This is a genomic window from Mesorhizobium sp. B2-9-1 (assembly GCF_006439455.1).
In the GTDB taxonomy this organism is placed as follows: Bacteria; Pseudomonadota; Alphaproteobacteria; order Rhizobiales; family Rhizobiaceae; genus Mesorhizobium.
This window is the reverse complement of sequence record NZ_VFTP01000025.1, coordinates 1-14362: the sequence shown is the minus strand read 5'-3', so window position 1 is coordinate 14362 and position 14362 is coordinate 1. Positions and strand designations below refer to the sequence as shown.

The 14362-nt window shown below is 63.0% G+C and carries 18 protein-coding genes; 10 read left to right on the top strand and 8 right to left on the bottom strand.

Annotated features, from left to right (window positions below):
• The first annotated feature begins 122 nt into the window (after window positions 1–122).
• From aroQ to aat, 4 genes are read left to right on the top strand one after another with little or no spacing between them, the layout of a single operon-like run.
• Window positions 123–557, top strand: a complete 435-nt coding sequence (aroQ, locus tag FJW05_RS25835) for a type II 3-dehydroquinate dehydratase (protein WP_095767887.1) — start codon at window positions 123–125, stop codon at window positions 555–557.
• Between the two features lie 26 nt (window positions 558–583).
• The gene (gene accB / locus FJW05_RS25830) at window positions 584–1045 is read left to right on the top strand and encodes an acetyl-CoA carboxylase biotin carboxyl carrier protein (protein WP_140636748.1); all 462 of its coding nucleotides are present in this window, start codon (window positions 584–586) and stop codon (window positions 1043–1045) included.
• 19 nt (window positions 1046–1064) lie between these two features.
• Window positions 1065–2408 (top strand): acetyl-CoA carboxylase biotin carboxylase subunit, encoded by a 1344-nt coding sequence (gene accC / locus FJW05_RS25825; protein ID WP_140541359.1) that lies wholly within the window; start codon window positions 1065–1067, stop codon window positions 2406–2408.
• 12 nt (window positions 2409–2420) lie between these two features.
• On the top strand, window positions 2421–3038 hold the full coding sequence (gene aat, locus FJW05_RS25820) for a leucyl/phenylalanyl-tRNA--protein transferase (RefSeq protein ID WP_095767610.1): 618 nt from the start codon (window positions 2421–2423) through the stop codon (window positions 3036–3038).
• On the opposite strand, the gene FJW05_RS25815 is transcribed toward aat, so the two are convergent.
• The 3 genes from FJW05_RS25815 to FJW05_RS25805 all read right to left on the bottom strand — a co-directional run bounded on the left by FJW05_RS25815 (window position 3029) and on the right by FJW05_RS25805 (window position 4647).
• The gene (locus tag FJW05_RS25815; protein ID WP_140541357.1) at window positions 3029–3418 is read right to left on the bottom strand and encodes a hypothetical protein; all 390 of its coding nucleotides are present in this window, start codon (window positions 3416–3418) and stop codon (window positions 3029–3031) included. The genes aat and FJW05_RS25815 overlap by 10 nt on opposite strands.
• Before the next feature lie 62 nt (window positions 3419–3480).
• The gene (locus tag FJW05_RS25810; protein WP_246673634.1) at window positions 3481–4113 is read right to left on the bottom strand and encodes a DUF2155 domain-containing protein; all 633 of its coding nucleotides are present in this window, start codon (window positions 4111–4113) and stop codon (window positions 3481–3483) included.
• A gap of 135 nt (window positions 4114–4248) precedes the next feature.
• Window positions 4249–4647: an NADH:ubiquinone oxidoreductase subunit NDUFA12 gene (locus FJW05_RS25805; RefSeq protein WP_140541355.1), complete on the bottom strand. Its 399-nt coding sequence runs from the start codon at window positions 4645–4647 to the stop codon at window positions 4249–4251.
• 329 nt (window positions 4648–4976) lie between these two features.
• On the opposite strand from FJW05_RS25805, the gene panB reads away from it, so the two are divergent.
• Together panB and panC are read left to right on the top strand one after the other, a co-directional pair.
• Entirely contained in the window at window positions 4977–5816 is an 840-nt protein-coding gene (gene panB / locus FJW05_RS25800; RefSeq protein WP_140636746.1) for a 3-methyl-2-oxobutanoate hydroxymethyltransferase, read from the top strand.
• A complete protein-coding gene (gene panC / locus FJW05_RS25795) occupies window positions 5813–6664 on the top strand; it encodes a pantoate--beta-alanine ligase (protein ID WP_140636744.1) in 852 nt (283 codons plus the stop codon). Before panB ends, panC begins: the two co-directional genes overlap by 4 nt.
• 29 nt (window positions 6665–6693) lie before the next feature.
• On the opposite strand, the gene FJW05_RS25790 is transcribed toward panC, so the two are convergent.
• The 3 genes from FJW05_RS25790 to gatB all read right to left on the bottom strand — a co-directional run bounded on the left by FJW05_RS25790 (window position 6694) and on the right by gatB (window position 9515).
• Complete coding sequence (locus FJW05_RS25790) at window positions 6694–7392, bottom strand: AIM24 family protein (RefSeq protein WP_140541352.1); 699 nt, start codon at window positions 7390–7392, stop codon at window positions 6694–6696.
• Window positions 7393–7521: 129 nt separating this feature from the next.
• A complete protein-coding gene (locus FJW05_RS25785; protein WP_140636742.1) occupies window positions 7522–8010 on the bottom strand; it encodes a GNAT family N-acetyltransferase in 489 nt (162 codons plus the stop codon).
• Window positions 8011–8012: 2 nt separating this feature from the next.
• Window positions 8013–9515 (bottom strand): Asp-tRNA(Asn)/Glu-tRNA(Gln) amidotransferase subunit GatB, encoded by a 1503-nt coding sequence (gene gatB, locus FJW05_RS25780; protein ID WP_140636740.1) that lies wholly within the window; start codon window positions 9513–9515, stop codon window positions 8013–8015.
• 356 nt (window positions 9516–9871) lie between these two features.
• On the opposite strand from gatB, the gene FJW05_RS25770 reads away from it, so the two are divergent.
• Window positions 9872–10144, top strand: a complete 273-nt coding sequence (locus tag FJW05_RS25770) for a YjhX family toxin (protein WP_246673636.1) — start codon at window positions 9872–9874, stop codon at window positions 10142–10144.
• A gap of 47 nt (window positions 10145–10191) precedes the next feature.
• On the opposite strand, the gene FJW05_RS25765 is transcribed toward FJW05_RS25770, so the two are convergent.
• Both FJW05_RS25765 and FJW05_RS25760 read right to left on the bottom strand, forming a co-directional pair.
• Window positions 10192–10623 (bottom strand): CBS domain-containing protein, encoded by a 432-nt coding sequence (locus FJW05_RS25765; protein ID WP_140541349.1) that lies wholly within the window; start codon window positions 10621–10623, stop codon window positions 10192–10194.
• Window positions 10624–10830: 207 nt separating this feature from the next.
• Window positions 10831–11568 (bottom strand): rhomboid family intramembrane serine protease, encoded by a 738-nt coding sequence (locus FJW05_RS25760; protein WP_140636738.1) that lies wholly within the window; start codon window positions 11566–11568, stop codon window positions 10831–10833.
• A gap of 427 nt (window positions 11569–11995) precedes the next feature.
• On the opposite strand from FJW05_RS25760, the gene FJW05_RS25755 reads away from it, so the two are divergent.
• The 3 genes from FJW05_RS25755 to FJW05_RS25745 all read left to right on the top strand — a co-directional run bounded on the left by FJW05_RS25755 (window position 11996) and on the right by FJW05_RS25745 (window position 14283).
• Entirely contained in the window at window positions 11996–12634 is a 639-nt protein-coding gene (locus FJW05_RS25755; protein WP_140636736.1) for a PAS domain-containing protein, read from the top strand.
• Between the two features lie 170 nt (window positions 12635–12804).
• On the top strand, window positions 12805–13422 hold the full coding sequence (locus tag FJW05_RS25750; RefSeq protein WP_140636734.1) for a PilZ domain-containing protein: 618 nt from the start codon (window positions 12805–12807) through the stop codon (window positions 13420–13422).
• Window positions 13423–13677: 255 nt separating this feature from the next.
• Window positions 13678–14283 carry a transglutaminase-like cysteine peptidase gene (locus FJW05_RS25745; RefSeq protein ID WP_140541345.1) on the top strand — a complete coding sequence of 202 codons (606 nt, stop codon included), beginning with the start codon at window positions 13678–13680 and terminating at the stop codon, window positions 14281–14283.
• Window positions 14284–14362: the final 79 nt, after the last annotated feature.

Genomic DNA, 14362 nt, shown 5'->3' with positions numbered 1-14362 from the left:
GCGCGAAAGCCGGCCGCTGTGGACAGCGAAAGAACGCACTTGCGCTCTTTTCGCGGGCGGCTATGCCCATTATAGAGGCCCAGTGCGCCGGCTTGGGGTCGGCGCAGAACAAGGTCGGCATATTGAAAACGATTTTCGTCCTCAACGGTCCCAATCTCAATGCGCTCGGCAAGCGCGAGCCGGGGATTTACGGCGGCAAGACGCTTGCGGCCATCGCCGAGGACTGCAAGGCGGCCGGCGCCGCGCTCGGGCTCGAGATCGATTTTCGCCAATCCAATCATGAGGGCGATCTGGTCGACTGGATCCAGGAGGCCAGCGAGAAGGCGGCAGGCATCGTCATCAATCCCGGCGCCTACAGCCACACATCGATCGCCATCCACGACGCCATCCGCGCCGCAGCACCGCTGCCCGTCGCGGAAGTCCATCTTTCCAACATCCACGCGCGGGAGCCCTTCCGCCACGTCTCCATGGTCGCGCCGGTCGCTGTCGGCATGATCTGCGGGTTCGGGCCGCTCGGCTACACGCTCGCGCTGCAGGCACTGGCGGCTCGCCTGTGACCGGCCCCCAAACAGAAGGCTCGAAAATGTCGATAAAAAAGAACGGTGTTGACCAGCAACTGATCCGCGATCTGGCGGGTATTCTGAACGACACCAATCTGACCGAGATCGAGGTCGAGCTCGGCGATCTCAAGGTGCGCGTCTCGCGCCAGGCGCAGGCCGTCCATGCCGTGGCCGCGCCGCTTGCCGCGGCTGCTCCTGTTGCCGCGGCAGCGGCTCAGCCGGCAACAGCGGCCGGGGTCACCGATGTGTCCAAGAACGCAGTGCCCTCGCCGATGGTCGGCACCGCCTATCTGGCACCCTCGCCCGACGCCAAAGCGTTCATCGAGGTCGGCCAGAAGGTCAAGGAAGGCCAGACGCTGCTCATCATCGAAGCGATGAAGACGATGAACCAGATCCCCTCGCCGCGCGCCGGCACGGTGACGGCGATCCTTATCGAGGATGCCCAGCCGGTCGAATACGGCATGCCGCTGGTGGTTCTTGAGTAGCGCCGGGAACAATCAGGAGATGTTCCAGAAAATTCTCATCGCCAATCGCGGCGAAATCGCGCTCCGGGTGCTGCGCGCCTGCAAGGAGCTCGGCATCCAGACGGTGGTCGTCCACTCGACTGCGGATTCCGACGCCATGCACGTGCGGCTTGCCGACGAGAGCGTCTGCATCGGCCCGCCGCCTTCCCGCGAAAGCTATCTCAACATTCACCAGATCGTCGCTGCCTGCGAGATCACCGGTGCCGATGCCGTGCATCCGGGCTACGGCTTTCTATCGGAGAATGCCAAGTTCGCCGACATCCTGGCGGCCCACAACATCACCTTCATCGGCCCGTCGGGCGACCATATCCGTATCATGGGCGACAAGATCGAGGCCAAGCGCACGGCGAAGCGTCTCGGCATCCCGGTCGTGCCTGGATCCGATGGCGCGATCAGCGAAGAGAAGGAAGCCAAGCGCGTCGCCGCCGAGATCGGCTATCCGGTGATCATCAAGGCCTCCGCCGGCGGCGGCGGCCGCGGCATGAAGGTGGCGCACACCGAGGCGGACCTCGAAGTCGCCTTGCAGACGGCCAAATCGGAAGCGGGGGCAGCCTTCGGCGACGACGCCGTCTACATCGAGAAATATCTGCAGAAGCCGCGCCATATCGAGGTGCAGGTGTTCGGCGACGGCGCCGGCCGAGGCGTGCATTTCGGCGAGCGCGACTGCTCGCTGCAGCGGCGCCATCAGAAGGTCTGGGAGGAAGCCAATTCCCCTGCGCTCAATGCCGAGGAGCGTTCGCGCATCGGCGGCATCTGCGCCAGGGCTATCGCCGATCTCGGCTATTCGGGCGCCGGCACGATCGAGTTCCTCTACGAGAATGGCGAGTTCTATTTCATCGAGATGAACACACGTCTTCAGGTCGAGCATCCGGTGACCGAAGCGATCACCGGCATCGACCTCGTGCATGAGCAGATCCGCGTCGCCTCGGGCGGCGGGCTGTCGGTCAGGCAGGAAGACATCAAGTTCAACGGCCATGCCATCGAGTGCCGCATCAACGCCGAGGATCCACGCACCTTCACGCCCTCGCCCGGCACGATCACGCATTTTCATACGCCCGGCGGCCTCGGCATCCGCGTCGATTCCGGCGTCTATTCGGGCTATAAAATCCCGCCCTATTACGACAGCCTGATCGGTAAGCTGATCGTGCATGGCCGCAACCGCGTCGAATGCATGATGCGGCTGCGCCGCGCGCTCGACGAATTCGTCGTCGACGGCATCAAGACGACGCTGCCGCTGTTCCGCGACCTGGTCGGCAATCCCGACATCGCCAATGGCGACTACGACATCCACTGGCTGGAAAAATATCTGGCCAAGGGTGAATAGCACGGGGATGCGATGACCCGCCCCTACGCGCCAGGCTATCGCATTCCGACCGACCTGCTGCTTCGGGCATACGCCTCGGGCGTCTTCCCGATGGCCGAGAGCGCCAACGACCCGGAAGTGTTCTGGGTGCGGCCGGAAACGCGCGGCATCATTCCGCTGGACGGATTCCACACACCGCGCAGCCTGAAGAAGACGATCCGCAAGCATCCGTTCGAGATCCGCTACGATTTCGATTTCGAGGCGACGATCGACGGCTGCGCCGAAAAGCGCGAGGAGCGCCGCTCGACCTGGATCAACGCGCCGATCCGCGAAGCCTATGTCGAGCTCTATCGCCTGGGCCACTGCCATTCGGTCGAAGCATGGCGCGAGGAACGGCTTGTCGGCGGCCTCTATGGCGTCTCGCTCGGACGCGTGTTCTTCGGCGAAAGCATGTTCGCCAGGGAGACCGACGCGTCGAAGACCTGTCTCTACCATCTCGTCGAGCGGCTGAAGGCGCGCGGTTTCGCGCTGCTCGACACGCAGTTCACGACCGAGCATCTGAAGCGCTTCGGCGCTGTCGACGTGCCGCGCGGCCAGTATGAGAAGCTGCTGGCCGAGGCGCTGAAGGGCGAGGCCGTCTTCTATCCTTGAGCCCGCGCTGCCGCCTCGATCGGCGTTTGCGAATGGAACATCATCTTCCAGCCGTCAGCGCGATGGACATAGCCGGTGCTGACGAGGGCAGCATAGGATTCGCCGTTCTCGCGCGTCGCGCGCGCCTCGTAAGTGAGCATCACGATGTCGCTGCCGGGCTCGACCATGCCCTTCAACCTGATGTCGAGGTCGCGCCATCTGTTGGGCTTGGCGGCGGTCTTTGCGAGCTCGGCGTTGGTCATCGCCTGCGCCATCTGCGGGAACGCCACCAGGCACTCCACATCGGCATTGGCTTCATAGTAGGCGGAATCGCCTGTCCAAAAGCCCTTCTCGATATCGAGAAGCTCCTGCTTGTTGGCCGTGATCGATCTGGTGGCCATCGCGAAATCCTCCTCGCCTCGTTGCCGATTTGCAACGGCTCAAGGGCGGGCAGGTTCCGAGATCAGTTCGTGTCGGTCGTGTCGTCCGGTGCCGGCGCCGCGTCAGTCGGTTCGGACGCGGCGTCCGCCGGCTGCGCCGGAGCCCTGGGCTTGGCGGCTTCGGTCTTCGGCTTGGCTGTGTCGGCCTTGGCCGCGGTCGGCGGCGGCACGTCCGACTTCTGCTTGCAGCCCTTGAGCCAGACGTCGTAGACGGCGTGCTCGACGGCGTTGAGGCCGGGGCTTTCGGCAAACATCCAGCCGGTGAAGATGCGGCGGATCTTGCGGTCGAGCGTGATCTCGTCGACCTCGACGAAGGAATCGGTCTTCGGCTGCTCCGTGTCCGGCCGCGAATAGCAGACGCGAGGCGTCACCTGCAAAGCGCCGAACTGAACGGTCTCGTCGATATAGACGTCGAAGGTGATGATGCGGCCGGTGATCTTGTCGATGCCGGCGAACGCGGCCACCGGATTGGTGATGCGGTCGGAGGCCGCAGGTGCCGCGGCCGGCGCCTGCGCGGCGGCGAACACCGCTGTCGAGGCAAGCAGAATGGACGTCGCCGCGATCAGCGCCTTTGAGATGTGGCCTGGAATCCTGGGTCGCAATTCCGGACGGAAAACCGCTGCGCACTTTTCCTGGAATTGCTTAGAAGAGCTCATGCAAAATACCGGTGGTTGCGCCCGGGTGATTCTCTCAACGCCCAAGGCTAGTCATGGCTGCGCTATCAGCAAGCAGCTAAATGCCAATTGTGGCGATAACGGACCGAAGCGGCGTCTTGGATACAATCCGAGGGATTACGACCCCGGCGTCCAGGCGTCGTAGTCGCCGGTCACCTGCGGACGATGCTGGTTGGTCAGGATGGAACCCTGCGGACGATAGGCGCCGGGCGTTCCGGTCAGGTTCGGCCGATGCTCCTTCTGCCACTCGCGCGCCTTGTAGTTCTCGCTGGAGGGAGCGGTGTCGACCCGGTGGTGGATCCAGCCATGCCAGCCCGGCGGGATCTTCGAGGCTTCCGAATAGTCGCGATAGATGACCCATCGGCGCGTGCGGCCTTCCGAATCGATGCCGCCCTCGTAATAGACGTTGCCGGCTTCGTCCTCGCCGACCCTCTTGCCGAAGCGCCAAGTGTGGAAGCGGGTGCCGAGCGTCTGGCTGTTCCACCAGGTGAAAAACTGCAGCAGGAAAGTTTTCATCCAAATCCTCGCGGCGGCAGCGGCTGCGCCTTTCCCCTGCTTATGGCGTCACGTCACCGCGAAGGCAAGGGTTTTGCCATGCCCCGAACGCAAATGCTCCATGCGTTCATATCTTGAGGCATGTCGTCGTCCCAGAACCGCTCCACACTTCTGGGCGACATGCATTAATCTTGATGCATGTCGTCGTCCCAGAACCGCTCCACACTTCTGGGCGACATGCATTAAATCGATGCATTTGCCCTGCCTGCGGCAGTGCGGCTTGCCAAGCGCCGCCTGTCTTTCTAAAGCTCGGCCCGCCCGTTTCGGGGCACGCCTTGAGGAGGTGACGATTGAGCCGGGATCCGTCCGTCGACAGCCGGATCAGCGCCGAAGACATTCGCCGCCGTAAGGGCGGCGTGCCGATCGTCTGCCTCACCGCCTATACCTATCCTGTCGCCCGCCTGCTCGATCCGCATGTCGACCTGCTGCTGGTCGGCGACAGCGTCGCCATGGTCCTGCACGGCCACGCCACCACGCTCGGCGCCTCGTTGGAGATGATGATCGCGCACGGCCAGGCTGTGATGCGCGGCTCGGCCAAGGCCTGCGTGGTGGTCGACATGCCGGCGGGCAGCTACGAGGCCTCGCCGGTGCAGGCCGTGGCGTCGGCAATGCGGATCGTCGGGGAAACAGGCTGCCAGGCCGTGAAGCTCGAAGGCGGCGTCGACATGGCAGCCCAGATCGCGGCGATCGTCGCCGAAGGAATACCGGTCATGGGTCATATCGGCCTGCAACCGCAATCGGTGGAGAAGGACGGCGGCTACAAGATCAAGGGCCGGACAGACGACAATATCGCAGCGCTCTTGCGCGATGCAGAGGCGGTGGAAAAGGCCGGCGCCTTCTCGGTGGTCATCGAGGGCACGATGGAGGCCGTGGCGGCGAAGCTTACCCGTCACATTCCCATACCGACCATCGGCATCGGCGCCAGTGCCGACTGCGACGGCCAGATCCTGGTGACCGACGACATGGTCGGCATGACCATCGATCGCGTACCGAAATTCGTCAAGGAATACGCCGACTTGCGCGGGGTGATCGCGAATGCGGCGGCCCGCTATGCCGCCGAGGTGCGCAGCCGTGCCTTTCCCGGCCCCGACCACGTCTTCACGACGACTTCCGGCAAGGACGAGCCATGAACGCGCCAATCGTCGTCGACAGCGTCACCGCGCTTCGGACGCAGGTCCGGGACTGGCGACAGGCGGGCCTGAAGGTCGCCATGGTGCCGACCATGGGCGCTCTGCATGACGGCCATATCTCATTGGTCAGGATCGCGCTCGAACGGGCCGATCGCTGCGTCGTCTCGATCTTTGTCAACCCGGCCCAGTTCGCGCCGACGGAGGATCTCGACAAATATCCACGCCAGCTGGCGCGCGATCTCGACCGGCTGCGGGATGCGGGTGCGCATCTCGCCTTCACGCCGGGCGTAAACGAAATATACCCCGCCGGCTTCGCCACGAAGATCTCGGTGGGCGGCCCCTCTCACGGCCTGGAAACCGACTTCAGGCCGAGTTTCTTCGACGGCGTCGCGACCGTGGTAGCAAAACTCTTCCTGCAGGCGGCGCCCGATTGCGCCGTGTTCGGCGAGAAGGACTACCAGCAGCTTTGCGTCGTCAGGCAGCTCTGCCGCGACCTCGACCTGCCGGTCGAGATCGTCGGCGCGCCGACGGTGCGCGACGCCCATGGCCTCGCCATGTCGTCGCGCAATGCCTATCTGGGCGAAGCCGAGCTCGACATCGCGCGCAAGCTCAACGTGATCCTGCGCCGCACGGCGGTGGCGCTTGCGGGCGGCGCGGATGAAGCCGGCGCCACCGACGCCGCCGCGAAGGCCCTCGTCTCCGCGGGCTTCCGGAAGGTCGACTATATCGCCGCGCGCGAAGCCGCGACGCTCAGCCCCTGGCGGAAAGACCGCGACTGCCGCCTGCTGGCGGCGGCCTGGCTCGGCACGACACGCCTGATCGACAATGTGGAAATTCCCTCCGCCTGATCGGACTTTCGTTCGATCAGGCTCGCCGCCTACTCTTCCGACGGCATATGCAGATACATCGACTGGATGCCGACGCGGCCTGGCCCGGTGAAGCGATTGACGACGAAATTCATGGCGGCGCCGAAGAAGCCGCTGGAAAGCCGGTCGATCCTTGTATCCATCTTCACCGATGCGTCCTTGAACAGCCAGCCGCCCGGCTCGATGTCGATGGTCTCGCCGGGCGCCAGCACCTTCTCAAAGACATTGCCGTAACCGTGCAGCCAGACGATGCCGTCGCCTGTCTCGCCGCGGAAGCGGTCGATGAAGAAGCCGCTCTGGCCAAACAGCATCGTTCCCAGCCCACGCACGCGCTCAAACGTGTAGTCGACGCTGGCGGTCGCGGCTAGGAACTGGTGCTCGCGCACCTGGATCTCCTCGCCGCGCCGAAGATGGATCGGCACGATATGGCCCGGTCCGTCGCGGCTGAAGGCGATGATGCCCGGCCCCGACGCCTCGGTGACGAATATCTGCATGCCGGCGATCATGCGCTTCAGCGCGCCCTTCAGCGATTTCAGGCCGATGGTAATGGCGGTGTTCTTCCAGAGCAGGATATGGTGCTCGAAATAGACCGGCATGTTGGTCACATCGACCGACAGCACCGGCACAAGTTCGCCGGCGACGTGATAGGTCACGCCGCCAAAAGTCTCGTCCGACACCTCGGTCGGCATCAATTCAGGCAAGCTCGGCATGGTTTCCCCCGATTGCGGACGGCGCCCCTGCCTTATGGAGGGTGCGACGCCGCGACGAGCAGCCTTGATCGCGCGGACCGGCGCGATCAAATCAAAACCGCGCGATGAATGGGCGCGCTCGCCGGCGCTCTAGCGGAAACGCTTCTCCATGATCATCGCGGGCAATCCCGAGTTGCCGCCGCAATCGGCGGTTCTACCTGCCGGGCGGAACCCGTTCGCCTCGTAGAAGGCGATCGCCGCGGCATTTGCTTCTTCGACCTCGAGGCGCAGCGTATGCATCTCCGGAAAACTGGCTTCGACTTCATCGAGCAGCGACCGGCCAATCCCCTGCCGCTGGCAGGCCGGGTGGACGTAGAGCTGGTTCAAAAGGACGATCTTCGGGTCGGTGGTGGCGGCAGCGAACGCCATGCCGCCGAGCCGCTTGCCGTCGTCAGCCACCAGGAACTCGGAGTTCGGCCGCGCCAGCCGCGCCTTGAGCGAGGCGATCGAATGCCAGTCATCCGTGATTTCAGTTACCCGCTTGACGCCATAGACGGCGTCGTAAGTGGCATGCCAAGTCTCGACCAGCAACGCACGGACGGCTGCGAGATCGCGTTCGCTCGCCGTCCGCACGAACATCGCTAGCCCTCGATGCCGAGCTTGGCCTTGACGAGGTCGTTGACCGCCTGCGGGTTGGCCTTGCCGCCGGTCGCCTTCATCACCTGGCCGACGAACCAGCCGGCCATGGTCGGCTTGGCGCGCGCCTGCTCGGCCTTGTCGGGGTTGGCGGCGATCACCTCGTCGACGGCCTTCTCGATGGCGCTGGTGTCGGTGACCTGCTTCATGCCGCGGCTCTCGACGAGCTGGCGCGGATCGCCGCCTTCGTTCCAGACGATCTCGAACAGGTCCTTGGCGATCTTGCCGGAGATGGTGCCTTCCTTGATCAGGTCGATGACGGCGCCGAGCTGATCAGGCGAAAGCGGAGCATTTTCAATGTCTTTGCCGGCTTTGTTGAGAGCGCCGAGCAGGTCGTTGATAACCCAGTTGGCGGCGAGCTTGCCGTCGCGGCCGGATGCCACCTTCTCGAAATAGTCGGCAATCGGCTTTTCCGACACCAGCACCGAGGCGTCATAGGTCGACAGGCCAAGCGAGGAAATCAGCCGCGCCTTCTTGTCGTCGGGCAGCTCCGGCAGGCGTTGCGCCAACGCATCGACATAGGCTTGGTCGAATTCCAGCGGCAGAAGATCGGGATCCGGGAAATAGCGATAGTCATGCGCCTCCTCCTTGGAGCGCAACGAGCGCGTCTCGCCCTTGACCGGATCGAACAGGCGGGTCTCCTGGTCGATCTTGCCGCCATCCTCGAGAATGGCAATCTGCCGGCGCGCCTCGGATTCGATCGCCTGGCCGATGAAGCGGATCGAGTTGACGTTCTTGATTTCGCAGCGTGTGCCGAATGCACCGCCCGGGCGGCGCACCGAGACGTTGACGTCGGCGCGCAGCGAGCCTTCGTCCATGTTGCCGTCGCATGTGCCGAGATAGCGCATGATGGTGCGCAGCTTCGTTACATAGGCCTTGGCCTCGTCGGCCGAGCGGATGTCGGGCTTGGAGACGATCTCCATCAGCGCCACGCCGGAGCGGTTGAGGTCGACATAGGACATGGTCGCATGCTGGTCATGCATCGACTTGCCGGCATCCTGCTCCAGATGCAGGCGCTCGATGCCCACCTCGATATCCTCGAACTCGCCCTGGCGGTCGGGCCCGACGGAGACGATCACCTTGCCCTCGCCGACGATCGGCTGCTTGAACTGCGAGATCTGGTAGCCCTGCGGCAGGTCCGGATAGAAATAGTTCTTCCGGTCGAAGACCGATTTATGATTGATCGCGGCCTTCAGGCCGAGCCCGGTGCGGATCGCCTGCTTGACGCATTCCTCGTTGATGACCGGCAGCATGCCCGGCATCGCCGCGTCGACAAGGCTGACATTGGCATTGGGCGCCCCGCCGAAAGACGTCGAGGCGCCGGAAAAGAGTTTTGCCTCCGAGATCACTTGCGCATGCACTTCGAGCCCGATGATGATCTCCCAGTCGCCGGTGGCGCCGGAGATCAGGCGTTTTGCGTCGGGGGTGCGGGTGTCGATGATGCTCATGGCGGCCTACGTATCTTAGAATTCACGAATATGCGTAAACGGATAATTTGACGAGCAACTTCGCTAGTGCAAACCGCCCTGGGAGACAAGCGCAAAGCCCGCACGCTGGCCTTTTCCGCCTTAGGACACCCATTTCAATGGAGAGTGGATGTCCACTTACGCTCAGTCCCGGTGAAGCCCTGACCTCGTAGCCGAGGCAGGGCAGAAAAACCTGAAACCCCGTGCCGCGATGTCTCGCGGTGGCTTTTGTTGTTTTTCCCGGGGCTTCTCCAATGGACATTTCGCAGCGCATGACCCCGAAAATCGGGATCGATTTTCGGGGTCATGCGCCAAAACTAGAGTGCCACAGCGTCCTTTTGCGCGTCCAAGAGGACGCGCGGCGCTGTGGGGAACAGCGCATCCTGCACCTGCTCGCGCAGGGCGGACGCATCGAAATCGAAAAGAACGAAAGCAGGAAGATCGCCTCGGTCCTGTGCCTGACCCGCGACGGCTGGCGCTACCCGGGCTTCGACCTGGAACTCTTCCGAAAGTTGAGGCGCAAGAAGGCGGTTTCCTCGACGAACGGCGGTCCTTACCGCATCACACGACGCGGGTTCGAGCTCGTGCGCGCCGAACTCGACAATCGCTAATGTCCAATGCCGCCGGACAAAACGCCGGCGGCACCTTTCCGTTTGCTTCAGGCCGTAGCGATGTAGGCCCTGATCTCTTCGGCCTCGCGCTCAACATCCTCGATGCGGCGCTTGACCACGTCGCCGATGGAGACGATGCCATCGAGCTGGCCGCCCTTTTCCACCGGCAGATGGCGGAAGCGGCCTCGCGTCATGATCTCCATGACCTCGTTGACCGTGTGGTTTTCGTTGCAGATCTTGACCTTCGGCGTCATCGCCGAGCGCACGGCGATGTCGAGCGCGGCGGCGCCCTCTTTGGCCACCACCCTGACGATATCGCGTTCCGAGAGAATGCCGACGATCTTGCGGTCGCCATTGGTGATGACGAGCGCGCCGATCCTGTGCTCGGCCAGCATGCGAATGGCCTCGCTGAGTTTTTCATTGGGCCCGAGCGTGAACACGTCATGGCCCTTGCTTTCAAGAATTGCCTTAACCGTCATGGCGTCCTCCACTGCCTTTGACGCCCCCGGCGCCCTTAGGAAGACACTGAGGTGCTTGGGCAGCATCGTGCGCCGTGATTGGGCGCATTTCAAGTGCGCCTAAGGACTAGATCAGGATGGCGTCTCGCTAAATCGCCATCCTGATCTATGTCTTTGTTGGAGCATGATCTTCTCCGAAAACCGGTTCCCACCTTTCGGGATCCTGCTCTAGGCGGCAGCCGGCGGACGGTCGAAGAAGCGCAGTCCGAAAAAGCCGGCGACGAAGCCGCCGATATGGGCTTCCCAGGCGATCTGGCCGTCGATGCCCGGCGCGAAGCCGAGCAGGCCCGTGGCCAGATTGATCACCATCCAAACGCCAAGAAAGGTCATGACGCCGCGCGAACGCAACACCGATGCGATCGGCAGCGGCTCACCGGCGAAGGCACCCCGGCCCGACGAACGGTCGACGCGGAAGCCGTAGCGCGCGGCCGCGCCCATCATCCCGGAGATCGCGCCCGATGCACCGACGAGCGGCATCTCGCCATAGGGATGCAGTGCCCAGAACAGAGCGACCGAGGCCAGTCCGGTCACAGCGTAGAACATTGCGAAACGTAGCGCGCCAAGACGATTGGCGAGCGGCGAGCCGAAGGCCGCAAGCCAGATCATGTTGATGGCGATATGGGCGACGCCCCCATGCATGAAGGCATAGGTGAACGGACGCGTGAACAAGAACCAGTCGAAGCCGTATTGGCCTGTGTACAGCACCGGAATGAAGGCACCGTCATAGAGCAGCGTCATTTGCTGCGCTTCGTTCAGCACATATTGCTGCAGCAGATAGACGACCGCGCAAATGCCGATCACGGCGAGCACCACCGGCGGCAGGTTGAACACGGGTTCGCGGCGTCGCGGCTCGGAAGCGTCGTCCGGCTGCGGTTCGTTTTCAGTGGGGCTTACGGGCTCGCTCATGCACCCTTGCAGGTCCGGGACTCGGCATTTTCGACGAGCATGTAGATCACGCGCTTTGGAATCACAAACGGCTAATCGCCACAGCGCCGGAACAGAAAAAACGGCGAATCAGAGCACGGCGAATCAAAAAGAAGGCCGTCCAGGATTTCCCCTGAACGGCCGGTCGAGTCCCCTGTTCCCCGTAAACTCGTGACTGAAGTGCTGCCGATCGCTGCTGAAACGACCGTTTTGGAGTGGTTTTGATGTGCCACAGGCTTCTGCGGCACGCAATGTAAACCACTTGTTAACCTTAACGACCCCGAGCCGTGAACAAACGTTAACGATACTGGCACGCATCCTGCTCCGCACCGCATGAAGGTCATCGGAGGGCACCCTGTCTGTTCGCCGATGGGACATCAAAAGACAGATTGTGCGGAGCGGAATGGACATGAGAGAAAAAGGATCGATCGCGCTGTTCCAATATTGGAACCAGCTGCGTGATGGCCGCCTCGCCCCGAAGCGATCGGAAGTGGAGCCGGCGGACATCAAGTCGCTTTTGGCCGACACCTTTATCCTCGAGCGCGACACGCGCGGCGAGGCGGTGTTCCGGCTCGCGGGCACACGGCTCTGCGCCTATTATGGCCGGGAGCTCAAGGGCTTCTCCTTCCCTTCGCTCTGGCGCGAGAAGGATCAACGGCTGGTGTCGCGGCTCATGCAGGGCGTTTTCGATCAGAAATCGGTCCTGCTCATGACCTATGAGGGATTCAGCCGTAACGGCCGTTCCAACAAATTCGAGCTCCTGGCGCTGCCGTTGGACGGCGGCGCCGAGAACCCGCGCTGCCTCGGCATCATCAGCACCGCCGACAAGCCGTTCTGGCTTGGTGCCGACCCGCTCGCCGACGCGCTCATCGATACGATCCGGGTGATAGACCCCGAGAAGGAGCCGATGTTCCTGAAGAACCGACCGGCGATCGACGTCCCCTCGCTCGTTCCGACCGAATTCGACGCTCCGGAGACCATTTCGGCGCTCGGCCGCGTGCGCCGCATCCGCCATCTCGTCGTCCTCGACGGCGGGCGTCACGAATGAGCCTGGCAGTATGGTCTGCCGTCGCTCTCGCTGAATTTTTCCGCGTTGCGCGTGCTCCAGGCCCGGGCTTTTGCGGCCGATTTTTCCCGTTTGTTAACCTGCTTTGCTGTAGTTTTTCGGGTGAAGTTTCCCGCATCATCGCGTGGAATGGCAACGGGGTGTAGGCAGTCATGAGGTCAGCGGCGGTAGAATATGCACCGTCACGAGCTGAACGGCGCAACTTTCAGCGTGTCCGCGTCAAGATCTATGGGCGTTTCATGCTGGAAGACCGCACCGAGCATCCTTGCCAGGTGGTCGATATGTCGCCCGGCAACGTTGCCTTGCGCACGGACCGGATCGGCATGCCGGGCGAGAAGGTCATCGCCTATATCGACCATATCGGTCGTGTCGAAGGCGTCGTGACGCGTACGTCGCAGGACGGGTTCGCCATGACCGTCATCGCCTCGGAGCGCAAGAAGGACAAGCTTGCCGCGCAGCTCACCTGGCTTGCCAACAAGCATGAGCTCGACCTGCCCGAGGACCGCCGCCACGAGCGCGTAGCGCCGCGCAATCCGATGAGCGTCCTGCAGCTCACCGACGGGCGCCAGTATCAGTGCCGCATCATCGACCTGTCGCTCTCCGGTGCCGCCGTCGAGATCGACGTCAAGCCGGCAATCGGCGTCCAGGTCACGTTAGGCACGATGCGCGGCCAGATCGTGCGCCATTTCGAGGACGGCGTCGCCATCGAATTCGCCGTCATCCAACGGCCGGAAACCCTGGATCAGGAATTCAACGCACCGCGGTCCTGACGCAAACCCGCACCGCAAGCGCGAAGCGAACCGGCCGGCAGCGGCCGGTTTTTTGTTGCTGGTTTGGCGGGTCGGACGCGGATCGCCGGCGCTATCAAGACCTCGCGCGAGCCGGCGAAATCTGAATAATCCGAAATCGCAGTAGTTCAAATTTTATGTTTATTCTACTGGCGTTTTACTCAATGTCTACTTCGGGTTTTTGCGTCAAATAAATCCCAACGTGGCACAGTCTCCTCAAACGGGGAGACTACAACAATGAAAATGACGAGGGGCAAGCTGTTGCTCTTGGCAATGGCGATGCAGCTTTCCGCTTGGGGACCGGCAAGCGCAGGACCGGCTTTCATGCATACGGGTGGCCGCACCACCCAGCCGGTCGGTCACTACGATTTCTGCCAGCGCATTCCGGTCGAATGCAATGAACGGACGCCGAAGGGTTCGCCGGTCGAGCTGACACGCAAGCTGTGGGCGACGATGGTCAACGTCAACAATACGGTCAACACCCGCGTCAAGCCGCGCACCGACATGGAGATCTACGGTGTCGAGGAATACTGGGCCTATCCCGACAAAGGTTATGGCGACTGCGAGGATTACGCGCTGGAGAAGCGCCGCGAACTGATGGCCGCGGGCGTGCCAGCCGGCAATCTGTTGATGACGGTGGTGCGCCAGCCGAATGGCGACGGCCACGCGGTGCTGACGGTGCGCACCAGCCTCGGCGAATTCATCCTCGACAATCTCGAGCCGAAAGTGCTCGCCTGGAACGACACCGTCTACACCTACCTCAAGCGTCAATCGACGGAGAATTCGGGCGTTTGGGTGACGATCAACGACGGCCGCGACGACGCGGTCGCCAGCGTCCGCTAAGGCGCCAAAGCGATCGGGTACGTCGCCGTGACGCGGCGGCGCGCCCAGGAAGAAAGCCCGGTCGAGTCCCCACCCTCCC

What these genes read in the sequence shown, in the direction of transcription:
- FJW05_RS25815 (WP_140541357.1), bottom strand. Translation starts at nt 3,418, where the DNA reads ATGGCCACCAGATCGATCACGGCCAACAAGCAGGAGCTTCTCGATATC.
- accC (WP_140541359.1), top strand. Translation starts at nt 1,065, where the DNA reads ATGTTCCAGAAAATTCTCATCGCCAATCGCGGCGAAATCGCGCTCCGG.
- FJW05_RS25745 (WP_140541345.1), top strand. Translation starts at nt 13,678, where the DNA reads ATGAAAATGACGAGGGGCAAGCTGTTGCTCTTGGCAATGGCGATGCAG.
- panC (WP_140636744.1), top strand. Translation starts at nt 5,813, where the DNA reads ATGAACGCGCCAATCGTCGTCGACAGCGTCACCGCGCTTCGGACGCAG.
- FJW05_RS25765 (WP_140541349.1), bottom strand. Translation starts at nt 10,623, where the DNA reads ATGACGGTTAAGGCAATTCTTGAAAGCAAGGGCCATGACGTGTTCACG.
- FJW05_RS25810 (WP_246673634.1), bottom strand. Translation starts at nt 4,113, where the DNA reads ATGAGCTCTTCTAAGCAATTCCAGGAAAAGTGCGCAGCGGTTTTCCGT.
- FJW05_RS25750 (WP_140636734.1), top strand. Translation starts at nt 12,805, where the DNA reads ATGAGGTCAGCGGCGGTAGAATATGCACCGTCACGAGCTGAACGGCGC.
- accB (WP_140636748.1), top strand. Translation starts at nt 584, where the DNA reads ATGTCGATAAAAAAGAACGGTGTTGACCAGCAACTGATCCGCGATCTG.
- FJW05_RS25790 (WP_140541352.1), bottom strand. Translation starts at nt 7,392, where the DNA reads ATGCCGAGCTTGCCTGAATTGATGCCGACCGAGGTGTCGGACGAGACT.
- gatB (WP_140636740.1), bottom strand. Translation starts at nt 9,515, where the DNA reads ATGAGCATCATCGACACCCGCACCCCCGACGCAAAACGCCTGATCTCC.
- FJW05_RS25785 (WP_140636742.1), bottom strand. Translation starts at nt 8,010, where the DNA reads ATGTTCGTGCGGACGGCGAGCGAACGCGATCTCGCAGCCGTCCGTGCG.
- FJW05_RS25760 (WP_140636738.1), bottom strand. Translation starts at nt 11,568, where the DNA reads ATGAGCGAGCCCGTAAGCCCCACTGAAAACGAACCGCAGCCGGACGAC.
- FJW05_RS25805 (WP_140541355.1), bottom strand. Translation starts at nt 4,647, where the DNA reads ATGAAAACTTTCCTGCTGCAGTTTTTCACCTGGTGGAACAGCCAGACG.
- aat (WP_095767610.1), top strand. Translation starts at nt 2,421, where the DNA reads ATGACCCGCCCCTACGCGCCAGGCTATCGCATTCCGACCGACCTGCTG.
- FJW05_RS25755 (WP_140636736.1), top strand. Translation starts at nt 11,996, where the DNA reads ATGAGAGAAAAAGGATCGATCGCGCTGTTCCAATATTGGAACCAGCTG.